Below are 17,301 nucleotides of genomic sequence, written 5' to 3'. Positions count from 1 at the left end.
GGCTGAAACGCTGACCTGCGGTATCGTACCAGGAAATCAATCACAAATCAGACTTAAATTGAAAATTGGGACGCCCCGGCCGGGATTCGAACCCGGGTCGAAAGCTCCGGAGGCTTTCAGGATATCCACTACCCTACCGAGACTGCCATATTATATTGTTTCCTATAGTATAAAAGGTCAGCGGAGAGAAGGGGTTCAGGCCCTCCGTGATTCATAGAGATGCCAGATCTTGCAGGCTCCTTCGTGGCTGACCATGCAGGGACCGACGGGGGTGCGCGGGGTGCAGACCTTCGAGAAGAGTCTGCAGTCGGAGGGCCGGGCGACGCCGCGCAGCACTTTGTCGCAGATGCAGGCGGAATGCTTGTCCACGTGCCGGATCGTGATATCGAACTTCTTCTGCGCGTCGTAGCCCTCGAACTCCGGCTTCAAACGGAGGCCCGAGGCCGGGATCACGGGGAACCCGCGCCACTCGACGTCGAACGGTTCAAAGACCTCGTACATCAGGCGCTTCGCCTTGACGTTCCCCTCCCGCGAGACCACGCGCGGGTAGGCGTTCTCCACCCGGTGCGCGCCCTCGCGGACCTGCTGCACCGCCATCAGAAGGCCGAGGAGAATATCCTCCGGCTCGAACCCCGCGACGACCTGCGGGACGGGGAAACGCTCGTACTCCTCGTAGCCCATCACCGCGCAGACGTGCCCGGGAAGTATGAACCCGTCAAGCGATGCCTCTCCCTGACCAAGGAGCCATGACATCGCGGGCGGAACAAGCCGGTGGCACGAGAGGATCGAGAAGTTCTCCGGCGGGCGGGAGAGGATCGTGGCGGCGACTGTCGGCGCGGTGGTCTCGAACCCGACCGATATGAAGACGACCTCCCGGTCAGGCTCTTTCTGCGCGATCTCGACCGCCTTGTGGACGCCCTGCACCACCCGGACGTCCCCGCCGCTCGACTCGAGCGAGCCCTTCGTCCCCGGGACGCGCAGCAGGTCACCGTAGGTAGCGATGGTGCAGCCCTTCTCCACAAGGTCGAGCGCGGCATCGATCTCGCCCTGTGGCGTGATGCAGACGGGGCAGCCCGGCCCCATCACGATCTTCAGCCTCTCAGGGAGGACGCTCCGGAGCCCGGCGCGCGCGATCGCCGCCTCGTGGGTGCCGCAGATGTGCATGAGCGTGATGTCCCGGTCAACGAGAGCGTGCAGCGTCTTGAGTATATCCTTACCGACCGCCATGGATCCTCATACAGATCTCTCGCCGGTAGGGCATATTCATGCCGGTGGCGATACCGGGCGGATTTACCTCACCCGGTAAAATATCCCTCTCTCCTTCTGCACGGGCTCGACCAGCCCGCGGGCCTCGAGGGCGCGGAGGTGCTTCGCGACCTCAGCCGGGCGGAGGGCCGTCAGGGCGGCAATATCGGCGGAGGTGCAGGGCCGGCGCCGGATGGTCGCAAGGATGACCTCACCGGCATTCTCGGCCTCTGGCGGCGACACCCGGCTCGTGCACGCCTCCCCGATCACCTCCCCGCCGAGCAACGACGCGATCCGTTCGAGGTTCAGGGGCGACGCCGGCCGAACCCGGATATCGGCGCCGGGTCGATCGAGGGTGTTCACCTGGACGCGGTCGGGAGCGATGGCGTCAACCGCGTCCCTCAGACGAGAGAGTTCTTCCTCTGTATCATTGAGACCGGGAACGATGAAGATCTCGAGCCAGACCTCGCCGGGAAACTCCCGGGCAAAGGCCACAATTCCTGCGAGCACCCTTCCGGCGGTAAGGCCGGGACAGGGGCGGTTGATCCGTGTAAAGACCTCTTCGGAGACCGCATCAAGCGACGGCACCACAAGGTCCGCCCGCATGAGGGCGGCACGAACATCGGGGTCGGGAAGGAGCGCGCTCCCCGTCAGGACCGCGACCCGGTAACGGGGGTAGCGGTCTTTAATGAAGGCGATGATCTCGCCAATCCCGGTATGAAGCGTCGGCTCTCCCGAGCCGGCAAACGTGACGTAGTCGAGGTCCGGCGCCGTCGCAAGGAAGGTGTCGACCTCCGTGATGACCCGGTCGGTCGGGACGTACTCGCGCCGCTCGCAGGTGAGATTGGTCGTCCGCCCGCACTCACAGTAGACGCAGTTGTAGGCGCAGGTCTTCTGCGGCACCAGGTCGATCCCGAGCGAGATGCCCAGGCGCCGGGAAGGGACCGGGCCGAAGAGGTAGCGGTATGCCATAGACGAGGTACCGTCTGGAGCGAGGGGGCATCAGGGTTCTCTTCGCGGCACCCTCACGTCTCTCCGATCTTGAGCATCCTCTTGCAGAAGTGGTCGATCGAGGTGAAGATCGCCCGGTTGACGCCGTCCGGACGCACTGTGGTCTCGGCGGTGGCGAACCCGAGCAGGTCGGAGTAGTAGTTCAGCGAGGGGTATTTTCTGCGGAACTCCTCAAGACAGAGGGCTGCCTGCCCTCGTCTCCCCCGGAGGAAGGCATATGCGTAGTCGATGAGGCAGAGGACATGGCCCGGCATCTTCCTCTCATCGGCAAGCCGCCGGAACTCGTTGAACTCTGCCTCGCGGGGGAGGTAGAGAGCGGTCCGGAGACCGTAGTAGACCGGCTCGGGGTCGTCGGGGAACTTCTGGAGCATGTCGCGGATGAGGCCCAGGGCATCGCCAAGGTCGCCCTGCTCGAACTTGAGGTGGTAGGCCTCCCGGTAGAAGAGGATATCGCCGGGGAACCGAATGAGGCCGATCTGCAGCATCTTCACCAGCGCCACGGTGTTGTTCTCCTGTTTGGCCCGCAGAATTCCGATTTCCAGGTACCAGCGGTTGTCGGGCATCCATTCGGTCGCAAGGAAGATCATCATCCAGAACGGCTCGGCAAGCCACGGGTCCTGCTCGAGTTCCCCTCTCGCCAGCCGCTGGAGCCCCGGCCGCAGCTGCCCGAGTTCCTCCATGTACTGGCGCGCGGACTTTAGGTAGTTCCACCGTTCCGCGACCGAGTAACCGGGCTCGTTCGAGCCATCTTTATAGAGGATGTAGTGACAGTAGGCGTACCAGCACCCCACAGCAGTGTCATGCTTGCGGTACGGCTGGAGGTAGGCCGCCGCCGCAAGCGGCATACCGATCTTCATTAACTTGGCAGCCGCCGCAAGGTGGACGCCGGCCTTCCGCTCTTTCTTCCGCTTCATCCCACAGGCGATGTCGCAGGCGCGGTTGAGAAACCTCACGTCCCCGGCCCGTTTGCTGACGGTAAAGACCCGGTAGACGATTGCATCGATAAACTCGTCATACACCTGATTGGTGATAGGGACGCCAGCACGGTCGAGGATCGTGACGACGTTGCCGAAGAAAGAGGCGAAGTTCTCGTCGATGGCTTCGGCATTGGACTCGATGTAGGAGAAGATCTCGGCCTTCGCTTTCTCAAGCCGGTTCGAGACAACAACCTCCGGGACGAAGCCATCAGCCATGGATACCTGTATGTGGCGCCGGTAGCATAAACCATGCGAAATGATCTTTCCCGCCGCCGGAGAAGTGCCCGGGCAGGGATACGAGCCGTGCGACCTGGAGGTCCCTGTTCCGAATCTATATCATCTCCGGGTCGGAACATTCTGTATGTTCGGCGTCTCCACTTACTGTCTTCATCACGAGCCGCTCGCGGTGGCACTCGAAAGACTTGCCCCCATAACCAGCTGTGTGGAAGTGATGGATGAGGGGCTGCACCACCTTGAGAGCGCAGAACCGCTGGAGAGTTACTCGTACCTCTACTTCATCCACGCGCCGGCCCGGGGGGTCAACATCGCAAGCATCCTGGAACCCATCCGGCGGGGGAGTGTCGAGGTCCTGACGCAGACGTTCGCCATCGCCGCGGAGGTCGGGGCGGACGTGGTCATCCACCCGGGCTACTACGCGTGGGTCGAGGAGCGGGACCGGGCGCTGGAGAGGTTCCGGCAATCGCTCGACGAACTGACGGCAGCGGCCGAGGACCTCTCGGTGACGTTCTTTGTGGAGAACATGGGCAACTGGGAGTACTTCTTCCTGCGCTCCTGCGAGGATCTGGCGCTCATCGACGGGATCGGGTTTGCGCTCGACGTCGGCCACGCGAATCTCAACGGATCCCTGGACTGCTTCCTTGCCCACCCAACAGCGCACTACCACCTGCACGACAACAGTGGTGACGAAGACACGCACTCCCCGGTCGGGGCCGGAACGATTGATTTTGCCGCCGTGATGGAGGCTGTGCGAAGGAACAACGTCATCCCCATCGTCGAGGTGGAGACTCTCGACGGGGTGACCGCCAGCATCGGCGCGCTGGAAGCGATCAATGCTGCCGCGCGGGGCGAATAAAGTTGGTCAGACCCGGTCCATCCCCCGGGATCAGCCGTAACCTTTTATAAGGAAAAACTCCAACATAATTGGTGCGTCACGCCTCAGTGGCTCAGCCGGTAGAGCGCGTCCTTGGTAAGGACGAGGTCGCGAGTTCGAATCTCGCCTGAGGCTTGGATATTACTTCTTTTCAAAGTTAAGGACCAATTTAAGCATATTTGTCGCGGAGAGGACCTCCTCTCTACTGGCAAAACCTCATATCTCGTGGTGGCAAAGAGATATCATCAGTAAATCCCGGGGGCGATCGATGATAAAAGGATATCAATCCGTCAAGCCCAAGGTCCTGGCCCTTCTTGAGCGTGAGCTCCCGACCCTCCGGGAGAAGTATGGTGTTGAAACAATCGGTATTTTCGGTTCCGTATCGCGCGAGGAGGACACGCCAAGATCGGACGTGGACATTGTATACTCGTTTCATCCGGAGATGGACACTTATGAAAATCTACTGGACTTAGGGGACTTTCTCGAGGATCTACTTCAAAGAAGAGTGGATCTGGTTTCCGTTGAGTGGATGAGTGAGAGATTCCGTACATGCGTGATGATGGAGGCTATTTTCTGCACGCGTGAGAGGGACGCAGCATGAGAGAGTTGCGGTTGCGATGCTATCTTACAGATATTTATGAGCAATCTGAGAATATCATGAAGGCAACCGAACGAATGAGTTACGAGGAATTTCTTGGAGATTCACTGTATAACGCGGGTGTCATCAGATTTTTCGAAATTATTGGCGAAGCTGCAAAACATGTTCCGGATGACTTCCGGGGTGAATATCCGGACATTCCATGGAGAAAAATCTCAGGACTTCGGGATAGGCTGATTCATGACTATCCAGGCGTGAATCTAAACTATGTCTGGACTCTGGCAACTGTGGAAATACCTGTTTTGCATCGGCAAATTGGAGATATTCTCACTGGTTGGGATAAATGACCTCTACAAATAAGATTTTCAACGGGCTCATTTAGAGGCATGCTCTGGAACTCCATCACATTTACAGTGAAATGGGGGCCCTGCCAGACAAACCGATCAGGCACCTGTGGCACCCGTACAAGACGGCGACACCCTCCTCCTGCACTTGACCAGCACCGGCCCCGATACCGAGGCTTTTGCGTATGCCCGGTCGGGCAAGCCGGGCCATTACGACCCCATCTCTGGAAACTACGTGTCTGGCAGCCTCGTCGCCGACGGCCAGCGGGCGACGGTGCATGCCGGGATCGCGTTCGTCACCATCGCTTCACTCCGGGTGGAGATAGCGGAGGAGAGCGCCACGTGGGGCGACCTTTATGCGGTGCAACCGTTCTCTTCGACTGTCCTCTCGATGACCATAGTGGGAGGCCAGGTCCGGGGCGTGCTGGAGCAGGAATGAGAGGCCCCCTTACCCGTATCCGAGCCTTCGTATACCTTCGACGAGAGAAAGCCCGCGGGCAGCAGGATCTTCGAGGTCCAGGTGGACGAACCCCGGCTGCCGCTTGAGTATTCCCCACTTGTCAGCCTGCACGGCGTAACTGAAACCGCAGAGCCCAGGGAGGATGAGACAGAACCGCCACCCCGGGGCTGCGCGCTTCTGATGTTATAACTCGTGCACGGCTTTCCACCGGGCTGCGCACCGGTCGATGCTTCTGCTCCGAACGTTCTGTTCGCCGCATATTACTACGCGCTGCCCCCGCCCTCTGGGGGCAGGGGTTACGAAGAAGAAACTCATGGGTTCTACTCTGTGAGAAGAGAAGGGCCTTCTACGATTGAGAAAGCAGGGATGAGCAACCGTCATCCGCCCACCCGCACCGGCGGCCAGGCACCCGTTGGATCCTGGAAGGGTTGCGCAACCCACGCCCCCAACCCATCCGCCCCGACATCGTGATGGTTAAAGCACTGCCCCGACAAACCAATCATGCACCCATGGCACCCGTAACAGACGGAGACACCCTCCTCCTGCACTTCACCAGCACCCGCCCCGACGGCGAGATCTTTGAGGATACCCGGTCAGGAGAGCCAGTCCGGGTCACCCTCGGAGCGAAGCAGATCAACCCCCTCTTTGAGGAGGCGCTGATGGGGAGAGAGCCGGGCGAGACGGTGACCGTGGTGCTGCCCCCGGAGAAGGCCTACGGGAAGTTCCACAGAAAACTCGTCGTCACGATAAAGCGCACGAAACTGAACCTCGACCACGAGCCGGTCACCGGCGAGTTTCTGAAGGTCGAGGTGATGGGCAAACCCTGCCGGGTGACCGTCGTCGACGTGGACGAGAAGAGGATCACCGTCGACGCGAACCATCCGCTCGCGGGAGAGACGATCACCTACACGATCACCGTCGCGGCAATCCTCCCCCGGGACGCATAAATCCCGCGCCAGAGTGGGCGTCATCCCGCATCCGCCGGCTAAACGCCCCGTTCTCCCTTCCCCGTCCGGAACTATTCCGGCTGGTATTTATCCCGCCCGAGGAGACCTCTTCTCATGGCAGCCGGTTCATCCACAGGCGGCAGATCGTCACGGCAACAGGCGTTCGTCGGCTTATGCGTACTCCTGATCGTCATTGTTGTCCCTATTGCACTCTCGGGTTACCCCTCCCCTGCACCGTCTCCGGCAACAGAACCGGTCCACGTCAGGATCCTCGCGGTCAACGACTTCCACGGACAACTGCCCGCCGGGCAGAAACTCGACGGCGAACCGGCCGGAAGCGCACCGGTGCTTGCGTCGTATCTCAAGTGCGCGACTGCGGATGCCGGTGAGGCAGCCACGTTCATCGCGCTCCCGGGGGACGTCGTCGGCGCGTCGCCGCCGGAGTCCGGGTTGCTGCTGGACGAGCCCACCCTGCTCTTCTTCAACAGCCTCGTGGACGACGGTCCGGAGGTGATCGCAACCTTCGGCAACCACGAGTTCGACCGGGGCACGGATGAACTCTTGCGGACGATCCACGGCGGGAACGGCGCGACAAACATCACCCACCTGGAGGATCCCTACCCGGGTGCAAGGGCTGAATACATCTCCTCGAACGTGGTCTGGAAGACGAACGGCACCCTCCTTGCCGCCCCCTATACCATCCGGGACGCCGGCGGCGTCGATATCGCGTTCATCGGTGCCACTACAGTGAAGACCCCCTCGATCCAGAGGCCGGTCAACGTCGAAGAATTCACCTTCAGAGACGAGATCGAGTCGATCAACAGTTACATCCCGGAGATCCAACAGAAGGGGGTACATGCGATCGTCGTCCTCCTCCACGAGGGCGGCGAGCAGGACCCCTACGACGGCCCGACCCGCGAAGAGGGCAACGTGACGGGCAGGGTCGCCGGGATCGTCGCCGGGCTCGATGCGGATGTGGATATCGTCCTCTCGGGCCACACCCACGCATTCACGAACGCCTACCTGGAGAACGCCGGCGGAAACCCGGTGCTGGTGACGCAGGCATACAGTTACAGCAGGGCGTTTGCCGACGTCGACCTCGTCGTCGATCCCGTCACCGGCGAGGTCACCCATACATCGGCACGGATCGTCCCGGCATACAGGGGCAGACCGCCGGGTATCGATCCCGATCCCGAGGTCTCGTCGTTACTCCGGATGAGCGAGGAAGCGGTCGGGCCGCTGGCGAACCGGGTCGTCGCGACCGCATCGGCAGATATTACGCGCGAAAAGACCGATGCCGGCGAATCAGCACTCGGCAACCTCGTCGCCGACGCCCAGCAGGCGGCGATGGGCGCCGATATCGGGTTTATCACCACCGGCTCGCTCCGGGCGGATATAGCGGAGGGCAACATCACATGGGGCGACCTTTACGCGGTACAGCCGTTCTCTTCGACCGTCCTCTCGATGACCATGACGGGAGGCCAGGTCAGGGACGTCCTGGAACAGCAGTGGGAGACCCCGCTGCCGCCCCACAACCTCGCCGTCTCCGGGTTGTCGTATGTCTTCGACGAGAGAAAGCCCGCGGGCGGCAAGGTTACCGAAGTCCGGGTGGGCGGCGTCGCGCTTGACCCGGACGCGGAGTACACGGCAGCCATGGTCGACTTCCTCGCGACCGGCGGTGACGGGTATACCGTCTTCACAAAAGGGACAAATATCGTCAACGGCCCGCTCGATGTCGATGCACTGGTCGCATATATGGAAGCCTTTTCGGAGCCGGTGGATGTGAAGGCGGAAGGGAGGATCACAGTGGCCGGATAAAAATGGGTTGCCTGTTCGCAGGCAGCCCGCCCGGGCAGCAACCGGCCCAACCTATAAATAACGCCCCGTCGCATGAGCCCCCGGAGGTCATTCGACATGCCCGAATTTGCGCAACCGTTCTCCGGGAACCACATGGAGCGGAAACTGGATCACGGAGAACTCATCCGGACGATCCGGTTCTCGATCGCCGCCGAGTACGAGGCGATACAGTTCTACGTCCAGATCGCTGAGTCGACCGACGATCCGCTGGTCCAGAAGGTGATGCGGGATATCGCGGACGAAGAGAGGGAGCATGCGGGAGAGTTCCTGCGTCTCCTGCGGGAGATTGAGCCCGCTGAGGAGGAGTTTTACCGGCACGGTTACGAGGAGGTCGAGGAGATGATCGAAGAGGTGAAGAAGGGCGGGAAATGAGTCCGTCCGCCCCTGATCGCTGTCGCTGTGATGACGGTTCCGGCCCCCTTATTCCGGAGGCAATCCGCTAACTCCGTTTACCGGGAGGGAGAAGACAAGGGTTCCGGCATCGGTTTGGGGCCCCGCCCGGGTGGCGATCGCTTCCATGATGCCGCACTTGAACTCGTTCGTTGTGAGGATCAGGATCAGGTCCTTCTCGGGCAGGATGGTCACCCCAAAGAACTTCTCCATGCCATCGAAATCGGTGCCCCGCGCCGGGATGACGGTTCCCCCCGTGGCCTTTGCACTCTTTGCCGCCTCCATCACAACATCCGAGAAACCCCGGTTTGCAACCGCTATAATCAGATCGTGACCCATATCCTGTTCCATACGACGTTCTCCATCCTCTTTCTCTGACGAACCTATCAGGTAATCCACCGTTCTTGCCCCGCACACGCTCCCCACAGGCAGCGTAAAGACGATGCCACGACCGAATTTGCCCGGGATCAGTCCGTTGCGCATCTTATCGAGCAGGACGTTTGACGGCTCCAGGGCCATCGTGCTGATAAGGATTGTCTTCTCGGTCTCGCCCAACCCCAGATAGTTCAGGATCTTCGAGTCCGCTGTGCCTTTTCCCCGGGTCAGGAGGTTGAACGTCACACCCTCACCCGTAACGAGGCTCATCACCGTTTCATCCTGCCCCCGGTCAAAGATGGCGATCATAACCACCAGCGGCCCACCTCCGGATGTCTCGTCCAGCATCCTTACCCCTCGCACCTTACAGGTCGATTATCTCTACATCATCCTTGTCAAAGGTTACTCTCCTTGCCGTGGCCCTGGCCCGTCGTACCTTCATCCTGTAGAATAATCCTATGATCTGTACGGTGATCAGCGGCATCATGGCCACCATGGCGATGATCCCGAAAGCGTCTGTCAGTATGTTGCCGCCCAGAGCTTCGGAGACCCCCATGGTGAGCGGGAGCAGGAATGCTGCCGCCATGGTGCCTGCGGCAATGCCGCCGGAGTCAAACGCGATTGCAGTAAAGAGCTGGGGCGAAAAAAACGTCAATGCCAGAGCAACAGCGTAGCCAGGCAGCAGGAAGAGCCAGATCTCAATGCCCGTCAGGATGCGGACCATGACAAGCGCCAGCGCTATTCCTACGCTTACGGAGAGGCTCAGCATCATGGCCCGGCGTGAGATTGCGCCGCGGGTGATCTCGTCGATCTGGGTAACGAGGATCTGCACGGCAGGCTCCGCGGCAACAATGAAAAAGCCGATGACGGCACCGAGCGGGATTAGAATCCAGTTGTACGGCAAAGACGTGAGGGCATGGCCGAGATACGTCCCGGCAGGCACAAAGCCTATGTTCACCCCAGTCAGAAAGACCGTGAGTCCAACGAGGATATAGATGATCCCCACGCCGATCCGGATCAGCCGGGTTCTGGAGAGTTTTAAGTTTATCACCTGATATATCCCGAAGATCACCACAATGGGCAGCAGAATGAGTGAGACTTCCCTGAAGAACTGGAGCAGCCCTTCAGCATACAGTCTCGCGAGTTCTGCCGTGCTGCTCACCGTGGTGGTAGGCTCGGAGGCGTAGCCAGTGCCTGCGGGGTCAAAGAGCAACCCCATAATCAGGACCGCGAGAATCGGCCCTATCGAGCAGATGGCGGTGAGCCCGAAACTGTCCTCAGACCTCTTCTCCCCGCGGACCGCCGAGATGCCGGCACCCAATGCAAGGATAAAGGGCACCGTGATGGAGCCCGTTGTAACACCGCTCGAATCGAAGGCCACAGCCAGATAATCCAGCCCGGTAAACGCAGCCAGGATAAAGGCCAGGGAATACAGGACGATAAACATATGGGAAAGCCGAATCCGGAAGAGGATCCGGAGCACGGCAAGGACCAGAAAGACACCCACACCAAAGGCGACTGTAGCCACAAAGACTGGATCGGGCACGGCAGGAACCTGCCGGGTCAGCACCTGCAGGTCGGGCTCCGCTGCCGTTAAGGCCGCGCCCAGCACAAAACTGGTGAGGACGATCAGCCGGAGATTCCGCGATTCGGTCAGTTTTGAACCTATCAACTCCCCCATCGGCATAACGGCCGTATCGGCACCGAGTGTGAAGACACTCATGCCCACGATAAGCAGAACGGCGCCTGTTGCGAAGAGCGCCAGCGTGCCGAGAGGCAGGGGAGTCAGGGTAAGATGGAGCAGAAAGACGATGCCGCAGATCGGGAGGACTGATTGTACTGACTCTTTGAATTTTTCAAGCAGAATGTGCCGCATCCCCTGCACCCCCTTTTAACTCGTCACGGATCAGAAGATCGAACCCGGCCAAGATGAACCTCCAGTCCGATAAACCCAACATATACCATTGGGTCACGGGGCCCGATACCCGGATATCAACCCCTTCGGGCTATTTTCCGGAACACATGGAGTGCAGCCCAAAAGGTGGTACGGGCGAGGAGATTGACCACGCCAGAGAGTTCCTGCGCGAGAGGGGGCGGGAAACGGGGCGATACTCGCTCATTCACATAGAGGAGTGTATCCTGTCCGTTAGATCTGCAGAGCGCCCTGATTAAAAACCGGAGCCCCTGCGTGTATCTAAATTATTTCTCCAATCACCCTACAGTAGAAATCCTGTAAAATAGGCTATCAGAGTTTTTTCTAGATCGATAGGTATATCCCACCAATCTATCAACTATGATCTATGCTCAGCATCGTCCCGGATATCGGCCCGGAGGCGTTCTCTCTGGTCATCGTCCCGGCATTTATCTTCTTTGCGCGGATCTGCGACGTTACCATCGGGACGATGCGGATCATCTTCGTCTCGCGGGGGATGAAGATGGTCGCTCCGGCCCTCGGGTTCGTCGAGGTCTTCATCTGGATCATCGCTGTCGGCCAGATCTTCCAGAACCTCACAAACCCCCTCAACTACTTCGCCTATGCGGCCGGGTTCGCCACGGGGAACTATGTCGGGATGCTCGTTGAGGAACGGCTGGCGATGGGGCTTGCCATCATCCGGATAATCACTCAGCGGGACGCGACCAACCTCATCGACTACCTCCGCGCCGCCGGTTACGGTGTGACGGTCCTGGACGCGCAGGGGAAAGTAGGCCCCGGCAAGGTCATCTTCTCCGTGGTCAAGAGAAAGAACATCAAGGACGTGGAGAACGCCATCCACGAGTTCAACCCCAAGGCGTTCTACTCGATCGAGGATGTCCGGCGGGCAGCAGAGGGGACGTTCCCGGTCGTTGTGCCGGGCCCGACCCCGTTCCCTTTCAAGAGAGTCATCCGGAAGGGGAAGTGACCCCGGGGTAGGTTATCTGGTAGACGGCGTTCGCCCGGTCGTCCGAGACGAGGAGCGACCCATCGTTTGCCGCCTCGACATCCACAGGCCGGCCCCACGCCGCCCGGCCCTGGAGCCAGCCCTCCGTGAAGACTTCGTAAGAGGCAGGCGTGCCGTTCTCAAGGCTGACCATCGTCACCCGGTACCCGATCGGCTCCAGCCGGTTCCAGGACCCGTGCTCGGCGATGAAGATCCGGCCACGGTACTCCTCCGGGAACTGGTCGCCATCATAGAACCGCATGCCGAGCGCGGCAACGTGCGGCCCGAGTTCCTGCTCCGGGGGCGTGAAGTTTGCGCACGCCTGCCCCGCTCCGAACTCGGGGTCGTGGATCGACCGTCCGTGGCAGAAGGGGAACCCAAAGTGCATCCCGCTCTCCGGCGCCCGGTTCAGTTCATCCGGCGGGACGTCATTGCCGAGCCAGTCCCGGCCGTTGTCCGTGAACCAGAGTTCATCGGTCTCCGGATGCCAGTCGAATCCCACCGTGTTCCGGATGCCCCGGGCGTAGACCTCGAGATCGGTCCCGTCAGGGTTCATCCGGAGGATGGTGCCGAACCGCTCGTCTTCGGGGTCGCAGACGTTGCAGGGCACGCCTACCGGGACATAGAGCTTCCCGTCGGGCCCGAAAGCGATGAACTTCCAGCCGTGCAGCGCATCACCCGGGAAGGCGGTGCTCACGACCGCTGGTTCCGGTGGATCCTCCAGGTTCGCCTCGATATCATCGTAGCGCAGGACGCGCCCGATCTCGGCGACATAGAGGGAGCCGTTGTGGAACGCGACACCGTTCGGGGAGTCAAGGCCACTCGCAACCACGATCACCGCATCGCCCCTTCCGTCGCCGTCGCGGTCGGGGATGGCGTAGACGTTCCCGGGGCCGCGGCTCCCGACAAAGAGCGTCCCGTTCGGTGATATGGTCATCGACCGTGCCCCGGTGACGTTCCCTGCATAGAGATCGATCTCAAACCCTGCAGGCAGGGTGATTGTATCGAGCGGCAGGGGGCCGGCGCCCCCACCCGGCGGCAGCACGACGGCAACGACAATACCGAGAAGGGCGAACACCGCAACGGCGGCAAGAATGATAACAGTCCGGCGTGACACAGGTCATCTCCGGAGCCCGGGATGGCCGGGAGCGTATATAGGCATTACTCTGCAGGTATCACCCGACCCCGCCCTTCACCGCCTGAACCGCTCCCCGGTGTTCATATAGGCAATCCCTCCGACGATGACCACCGCAAAGAGGATCCACGATACGCCGGCCAGTTCGTCCGGTGCACCTGCAACTGTTGGGAGCAGCCCGCCGGCGAGGAGGACTGCGGATGCAACAACCAGGAGGTTTCCCACGAACCGGGTCAGCGCTACTTCATCGTATTTTGCCCGTTCCTTGAGGGGTGCGGTATTGTAACCCGCAATGAGGCAGCTCGCGTTGAAGGCCCGGATGATGATGCCGAGGAAGAGTGTGACCACTCCGGCAAGGAGGTTTGCAATCCACATAATCTGCCGGGATCATGTCGGCTCCTGGACGCTATACTCTTCCGGTGCTCTCCGGGCGCGCAGGCTGTCCCACCCGCACAGCACCGATCCTGCCGCCGGGGCCGGTCGCGCCTGATCGTCCGCGCTGCTTGACGGGGCCGTGGCGGTCCCGGCGCCCGCAGAAAGCCACCCGGACGGATGCGTAAGTTTATCAACTCTCCCGGACGATTCACACGTGTTGCCGACCGGCATTGGGAGATAATCGGATGATAACCATTGTTGCCAAATGCACTGCACAACCGGGCAAGGCAGACGAACTCGTGAACCATGCCCGGGACCTGGTCCAGGCCAGCAGAAGCGAGACGGGAAACGTCTCCTACGACTTTTATACAGACATCGGGAACCCCGCAAAGTTCACGTTCATCGAGGTCTGGAAAGACCAGGCCGCGATCGAGTTCCACAACAACACCCCCCACTTCCTAGGTTTTGTGGAGAAAGCCGGACCGCTATTTGACGGTCCGCTGGACATCGCCCTGTACCAGAAACTCACCTAGATGGTGGGTATCCCTTCACTTTCTTTCCGCCGGATCATACATCCGGCACCTGCCTGGGTGTTGCGGCCCGCCACATCCCGGGGGATGCTACATCCAGGTTAAGTTTCCCGGCAATTCCGCGCACCTGCTCCGGCACCTCGGTTATCTCTTTCTCGTCCCCGTGGACCACGGAGTAGACCTCCGAGAGCTTCAGGAGAAGCCCATGCGGCGAGAGGTATGCGGAAAGGCCGGCCTGCCGGATCCTGTTTTGGATGCGGCAATAGAGGTAGAAGCAGAGGAACCCGACGAAGACGTGGCCCAGGACCGCCGTTGTGTCGCGGAGGTAGGGCTTGTCCTCCAGGATCAGGTTCTTGAATACGGCGAAATGATCCTCGATAGCGTTCCGCGACTTGTACAACTCGTAGATCTCCTGCGGCCGCGCCGTGATCGAGGAGAGGAGCAGGATCCTGCCGGCACGCTTTATGCGCTGGTTGAGGGTCTCCCTGTCGATCTGGCCCTTCTCCAGCAGGCGGTAGAGGGTCTTCTTCTCTTCCACGGCAAGGTCGGCGTCCTCATAGAGATAGAGCATCAGCCCGTCAACCTCGCGTCTCCCGGCACGGATGAGCTGTTTGTGGTAGAAGAAGTGATCGGTGAGGTGGATCCGGGTTGTATACCGGGCGCTGTTGCGGCGCTGGAGAGCAACGAACGGGATCTTCGCCTCGCGGAGGAGGGCCTCGTTCGCCTCCGTGATGAACCTCCGGTCGAGGATGAGGGTCGTCCTCGCGGTATCCATCCCGGCGAGGGACCCTATGAGGGCGGCGACATCCTGGACGGAGCCCGGCAGTGCCCGGACCATCACAGGAAGGCCGGTCTCTTTCCCACAGGAGAGCATGATGATGACCTGCCGCATCCAGACGTTATCGGTATTCTCGGCAAAGTCGGCAATGTTGAGGGTGTCGGAGTGGGAGAAGTGGAACGAGAGGTCGTAGATGAACTGGTGTTCCGGCGATGGGAGGTGCTGGAAGACTGCCTGCTGGGCGGCAGGGTCGCTGCCGACCGTAGCGAGCACCCCGGAGAGGGTGCCAGGGTCACAGTCCGGGGCAAGCGTGAGGATGTTGTCGAGTTTCCCCCAGGCGTCTTCGACCCGGGAGAGCGGGGTAAACCCGGCAATCCGGGTAAAGACGAGTGCGACAATCTCCTGCCAGCAGGTGGGGAATGCCTGTTTGAGCACGGGAAGCACCTCGTTGAACTCCTCCGCCATCAGGGCGGCATTCCCGTACTCGTACACGTTGCGGGGCGGTATCAGGGAACTTGATGTTTTTCTCCCTTTGGCGATGAAGCCGTGCTCTCTCGTGAGCCGCCCGAGGTAGGTGCTCACCTTCTTCGGGGATCGGGTCGTCCGGTCGTAGACGCTCGTCGAACGGTAAACGTAGGGTTTACCCTGGATCTCCTTGATCTCAAGACATTTCGCACCCTTCCGCCGCTGCTCTTTCAGCCACGCACGGACCCACTCTTCCATACCAGGGGTTTTTAGGGATTATATTTTAAATAGATGTTCCCCTTCTGCACTGGCAGTTCCATCATCTGCCGGCAAAATGAAAAATATATTCCCTAACATATCGGGAACCTGGTTTCACATCAGGCACCGCCCCATACGAAAATAGAGAATCATTGAGCGGTTATTGTGCAAAAGCACCAGAATGCTTCGGGTGAAATCAGTATACTCCAAATAAGAAATTATATATGGGTGGGCCGGATATTGGACTATCATGTCGGTTGTACATCCGGTCGTGGTTCAGTTGTCGATCGGAAGCGTACCGATCGGCACAGGTCCATGAGCAACGCTCATGAGGCCCGCGTGAGCCAGAGGCTCACGGACAGACAAATGGATGGACATACCATGGCAAAAACAATTAAAGGACTTGCGATGCGCAAGATCGGCGAGATCGGATGGATCGAGAAGGAAGCACCCAAGTGCGGTCCGCTGGATGCACTGGTTAAGCCGCTTGCAGCTGCACCGTGCAGCTCTGATATCCACACCGTGTGGGAGGGAGCAATCGGGGAACGCACTGACATGATTCTGGGCCATGAAGCCGTCGGAGAAGTCGTTGAAGTCGGTTCAATGGTGAAAGACTTCAAACCCGGCGACCGCGTTATCGTCCCGGCAATCACTCCCGACTGGATGACCATTGAAGCGCAGGCAGGATTCGCGACGCACTCCGGTGGCATGCTTGCCGGCTGGAAGTTCTCGAACTTCAAGGACGGTGTCTTTGGCGAGCTCTTCCACGTCAACGAGGCGGATGGAAACCTCGCGAAGCTCCCGGACTCCATCCCGGTAGCAGAAGCGACCATGATCACCGACATGGTTCCGACCGGGTTCCACGCAGCAGAACTTGCTGACATCAAACTCGGCGACACCGTCTGCTGTATCGGTATCGGCCCTGTCGGACTGATGAGTGTTGCCGGTGCAAACCTGATGGGTGCGTCCCACATCCTTGCGGTCGGCAGCAGGCCGGACTGTGCAACCGCAGCACGAGGCTACGGCGCGACCGATATCATCAACTACAAGAACGGTGACATCGTCGAGCAGGTTCTCGAGAAGACCGACGGCAAGGGCGTCGACAAGGTCTGTATCGCCGGCGGCGACGTGAAGACCATGGGCGAGGCGGTCCGCATGGTCAAGCCCGGCGGAAAGATCGGAAACGTCAACTACCTCGGCTCGGGCGAGAACGTCCTTGTTCCGCGTGTCGAGTGGGGCTGCGGTATGAGCCACAAGTTCATCCACTGCGGTCTGATGCCCGGCGGCAGGCTGCGGATGGAGAAACTCGCAAGCCTCGTTGAGACCGGCAAGCTCAACCTCTCTCCGATGCTGACTCACAGGTTCAAGGGCTTTGAGAACCTCGAGAAGGCTCTGCTCCTGATGAAGGACAAGCCGCGCGACCTCATCAAGCCTGTCGTTGTGATCGAAGAGTAAATACTACCACAATCTTTTTTGAAGCGCGCCCAGAAACGAGGACGGTCCAGAACATCCACGGTACACACCGCG

18 protein-coding genes and 2 tRNA genes are annotated in these 17,301 nt (G+C 60.2%); 11 read left to right on the top strand and 9 right to left on the bottom strand.

Annotated features, from left to right (window positions below; translation table 11 throughout):
• Positions 1 to 71: 71 nt before the first annotated feature.
• The 4 genes from QZ650_RS07505 to QZ650_RS07490 all read right to left on the bottom strand — a co-directional run bounded on the left by QZ650_RS07505 (position 72) and on the right by QZ650_RS07490 (position 3,449).
• Positions 72 to 143: transfer RNA gene (locus QZ650_RS07505), tRNA-Arg, on the bottom strand.
• Between the two features lie 52 nt (positions 144 to 195).
• Entirely contained in the window at positions 196 to 1,227 is a 1,032-nt protein-coding gene (gene hypD, locus QZ650_RS07500) for a hydrogenase formation protein HypD (protein WP_292521321.1), read from the bottom strand.
• A gap of 63 nt (positions 1,228 to 1,290) precedes the next feature.
• Positions 1,291 to 2,217, bottom strand: a complete 927-nt coding sequence (locus QZ650_RS07495) for a radical SAM protein (protein WP_292521319.1) — start codon at positions 2,215 to 2,217, stop codon at positions 1,291 to 1,293.
• A 53-nt stretch (positions 2,218 to 2,270) separates the two neighbouring features.
• Positions 2,271 to 3,449: a hypothetical protein gene (locus QZ650_RS07490; RefSeq protein WP_292521316.1), complete on the bottom strand. Its 1,179-nt coding sequence runs from the start codon at positions 3,447 to 3,449 to the stop codon at positions 2,271 to 2,273.
• A gap of 145 nt (positions 3,450 to 3,594) precedes the next feature.
• On the opposite strand from QZ650_RS07490, the gene QZ650_RS07485 reads away from it, so the two are divergent.
• From QZ650_RS07485 to QZ650_RS07450, 8 genes are all read left to right on the top strand, one after another.
• Positions 3,595 to 4,326: a sugar phosphate isomerase/epimerase family protein gene (locus QZ650_RS07485; protein WP_292521314.1), complete on the top strand. Its 732-nt coding sequence runs from the start codon at positions 3,595 to 3,597 to the stop codon at positions 4,324 to 4,326.
• An 80-nt stretch (positions 4,327 to 4,406) separates the two neighbouring features.
• Positions 4,407 to 4,479 (top strand) — tRNA-Thr (locus QZ650_RS07480).
• Positions 4,480 to 4,612: 133 nt separating this feature from the next.
• On the top strand, positions 4,613 to 4,945 hold the full coding sequence (locus tag QZ650_RS07475) for a nucleotidyltransferase domain-containing protein (RefSeq protein ID WP_292521312.1): 333 nt from the start codon (positions 4,613 to 4,615) through the stop codon (positions 4,943 to 4,945).
• Positions 4,942 to 5,289, top strand: a complete 348-nt coding sequence (locus QZ650_RS07470; RefSeq protein WP_292521310.1) for a DUF86 domain-containing protein — start codon at positions 4,942 to 4,944, stop codon at positions 5,287 to 5,289. The genes QZ650_RS07475 and QZ650_RS07470 overlap by 4 nt, the downstream gene beginning before the upstream one ends.
• A gap of 106 nt (positions 5,290 to 5,395) precedes the next feature.
• Positions 5,396 to 5,725: a 5'-nucleotidase C-terminal domain-containing protein gene (locus tag QZ650_RS07465; protein WP_292521308.1), complete on the top strand. Its 330-nt coding sequence runs from the start codon at positions 5,396 to 5,398 to the stop codon at positions 5,723 to 5,725.
• Positions 5,726 to 6,255: 530 nt separating this feature from the next.
• On the top strand, positions 6,256 to 6,693 hold the full coding sequence (locus QZ650_RS07460; RefSeq protein ID WP_292521304.1) for an FKBP-type peptidyl-prolyl cis-trans isomerase: 438 nt from the start codon (positions 6,256 to 6,258) through the stop codon (positions 6,691 to 6,693).
• Between the two features lie 114 nt (positions 6,694 to 6,807).
• The gene (locus QZ650_RS07455) at positions 6,808 to 8,511 is read left to right on the top strand and encodes a bifunctional metallophosphatase/5'-nucleotidase (RefSeq protein WP_292521302.1); all 1,704 of its coding nucleotides are present in this window, start codon (positions 6,808 to 6,810) and stop codon (positions 8,509 to 8,511) included.
• Positions 8,512 to 8,607: 96 nt separating this feature from the next.
• Positions 8,608 to 8,922, top strand: coding sequence for a ferritin family protein (locus tag QZ650_RS07450; protein WP_292521300.1), 315 nt, complete (start codon positions 8,608 to 8,610; stop codon positions 8,920 to 8,922).
• Between the two features lie 48 nt (positions 8,923 to 8,970).
• Here the strand turns inward: QZ650_RS07450 and QZ650_RS07445 are convergent, their stop codons facing one another.
• Entirely contained in the window at positions 8,971 to 9,663 is a 693-nt protein-coding gene (locus QZ650_RS07445; protein ID WP_292521298.1) for a hypothetical protein, read from the bottom strand.
• Positions 9,664 to 9,679: 16 nt separating this feature from the next.
• Positions 9,680 to 11,191, bottom strand: coding sequence for a DUF1538 domain-containing protein (locus QZ650_RS07440; RefSeq protein ID WP_292521296.1), 1,512 nt, complete (start codon positions 11,189 to 11,191; stop codon positions 9,680 to 9,682).
• Positions 11,192 to 11,615: 424 nt separating this feature from the next.
• Between QZ650_RS07440 and QZ650_RS07435 the strand changes: the two genes are divergently transcribed.
• Positions 11,616 to 12,215: a DUF2179 domain-containing protein gene (locus QZ650_RS07435; protein WP_292521293.1), complete on the top strand. Its 600-nt coding sequence runs from the start codon at positions 11,616 to 11,618 to the stop codon at positions 12,213 to 12,215.
• Here the strand turns inward: QZ650_RS07435 and QZ650_RS07430 are convergent.
• Together QZ650_RS07430 and QZ650_RS07425 are read right to left on the bottom strand one after the other, a co-directional pair.
• The gene (locus QZ650_RS07430) at positions 12,196 to 13,350 is read right to left on the bottom strand and encodes a PQQ-dependent sugar dehydrogenase (RefSeq protein ID WP_292521292.1); all 1,155 of its coding nucleotides are present in this window, start codon (positions 13,348 to 13,350) and stop codon (positions 12,196 to 12,198) included. The two genes, QZ650_RS07435 and QZ650_RS07430, sit on opposite strands and share 20 nt — an antisense overlap.
• 75 nt (positions 13,351 to 13,425) lie before the next feature.
• A complete protein-coding gene (locus tag QZ650_RS07425) occupies positions 13,426 to 13,743 on the bottom strand; it encodes a DUF3784 domain-containing protein (RefSeq protein ID WP_292521290.1) in 318 nt (105 codons plus the stop codon).
• Between the two features lie 245 nt (positions 13,744 to 13,988).
• Here QZ650_RS07425 and QZ650_RS07420 point away from each other — a divergent pair, with 245 nt between their 5' ends.
• A complete protein-coding gene (locus QZ650_RS07420) occupies positions 13,989 to 14,276 on the top strand; it encodes a putative quinol monooxygenase (protein ID WP_292521288.1) in 288 nt (95 codons plus the stop codon).
• Positions 14,277 to 14,310: 34 nt separating this feature from the next.
• Here QZ650_RS07420 and QZ650_RS07415 read toward each other — a convergent pair whose 3' ends face one another.
• The gene (locus QZ650_RS07415) at positions 14,311 to 15,774 is read right to left on the bottom strand and encodes a transposase (protein ID WP_292521286.1); all 1,464 of its coding nucleotides are present in this window, start codon (positions 15,772 to 15,774) and stop codon (positions 14,311 to 14,313) included.
• Positions 15,775 to 16,155: 381 nt separating this feature from the next.
• Here QZ650_RS07415 and QZ650_RS07410 point away from each other — a divergent pair, with 381 nt between their 5' ends.
• Positions 16,156 to 17,229, top strand: a complete 1,074-nt coding sequence (locus tag QZ650_RS07410) for an NAD(P)-dependent alcohol dehydrogenase (RefSeq protein ID WP_292521284.1) — start codon at positions 16,156 to 16,158, stop codon at positions 17,227 to 17,229.
• Positions 17,230 to 17,301 lie beyond the last annotated feature (72 nt).

Origin of the sequence: Methanoculleus sp. (genome assembly GCF_020696975.1) — an archaeon.
In the GTDB taxonomy this organism is placed as follows: domain Archaea; phylum Halobacteriota; class Methanomicrobia; order Methanomicrobiales; family Methanoculleaceae; genus Methanoculleus.
This window is presented reverse-complemented; position numbering and strand designations above follow the sequence as displayed.

Coding starts and splice junctions, on each gene's coding strand:
- hypD (WP_292521321.1), bottom strand. CDS start 1,227: ATGGCGGTCGGTAAGGATATACTCAAGACGCTGCACGCTCTCGTTGAC.
- QZ650_RS07495 (WP_292521319.1), bottom strand. CDS start 2,217: ATGGCATACCGCTACCTCTTCGGCCCGGTCCCTTCCCGGCGCCTGGGC.
- QZ650_RS07490 (WP_292521316.1), bottom strand. CDS start 3,449: ATGGCTGATGGCTTCGTCCCGGAGGTTGTTGTCTCGAACCGGCTTGAG.
- QZ650_RS07485 (WP_292521314.1), top strand. CDS start 3,595: ATGTTCGGCGTCTCCACTTACTGTCTTCATCACGAGCCGCTCGCGGTG.
- QZ650_RS07475 (WP_292521312.1), top strand. CDS start 4,613: ATGATAAAAGGATATCAATCCGTCAAGCCCAAGGTCCTGGCCCTTCTT.
- QZ650_RS07470 (WP_292521310.1), top strand. CDS start 4,942: ATGAGAGAGTTGCGGTTGCGATGCTATCTTACAGATATTTATGAGCAA.
- QZ650_RS07460 (WP_292521304.1), top strand. CDS start 6,256: ATGGCACCCGTAACAGACGGAGACACCCTCCTCCTGCACTTCACCAGC.
- QZ650_RS07455 (WP_292521302.1), top strand. CDS start 6,808: ATGGCAGCCGGTTCATCCACAGGCGGCAGATCGTCACGGCAACAGGCG.
- QZ650_RS07450 (WP_292521300.1), top strand. CDS start 8,608: ATGCCCGAATTTGCGCAACCGTTCTCCGGGAACCACATGGAGCGGAAA.
- QZ650_RS07445 (WP_292521298.1), bottom strand. CDS start 9,663: ATGCTGGACGAGACATCCGGAGGTGGGCCGCTGGTGGTTATGATCGCC.
- QZ650_RS07440 (WP_292521296.1), bottom strand. CDS start 11,191: ATGCGGCACATTCTGCTTGAAAAATTCAAAGAGTCAGTACAATCAGTC.
- QZ650_RS07435 (WP_292521293.1), top strand. CDS start 11,616: ATGCTCAGCATCGTCCCGGATATCGGCCCGGAGGCGTTCTCTCTGGTC.
- QZ650_RS07425 (WP_292521290.1), bottom strand. CDS start 13,743: ATGTGGATTGCAAACCTCCTTGCCGGAGTGGTCACACTCTTCCTCGGC.
- QZ650_RS07420 (WP_292521288.1), top strand. CDS start 13,989: ATGATAACCATTGTTGCCAAATGCACTGCACAACCGGGCAAGGCAGAC.
- QZ650_RS07415 (WP_292521286.1), bottom strand. CDS start 15,774: ATGGAAGAGTGGGTCCGTGCGTGGCTGAAAGAGCAGCGGCGGAAGGGT.
- QZ650_RS07410 (WP_292521284.1), top strand. CDS start 16,156: ATGGCAAAAACAATTAAAGGACTTGCGATGCGCAAGATCGGCGAGATC.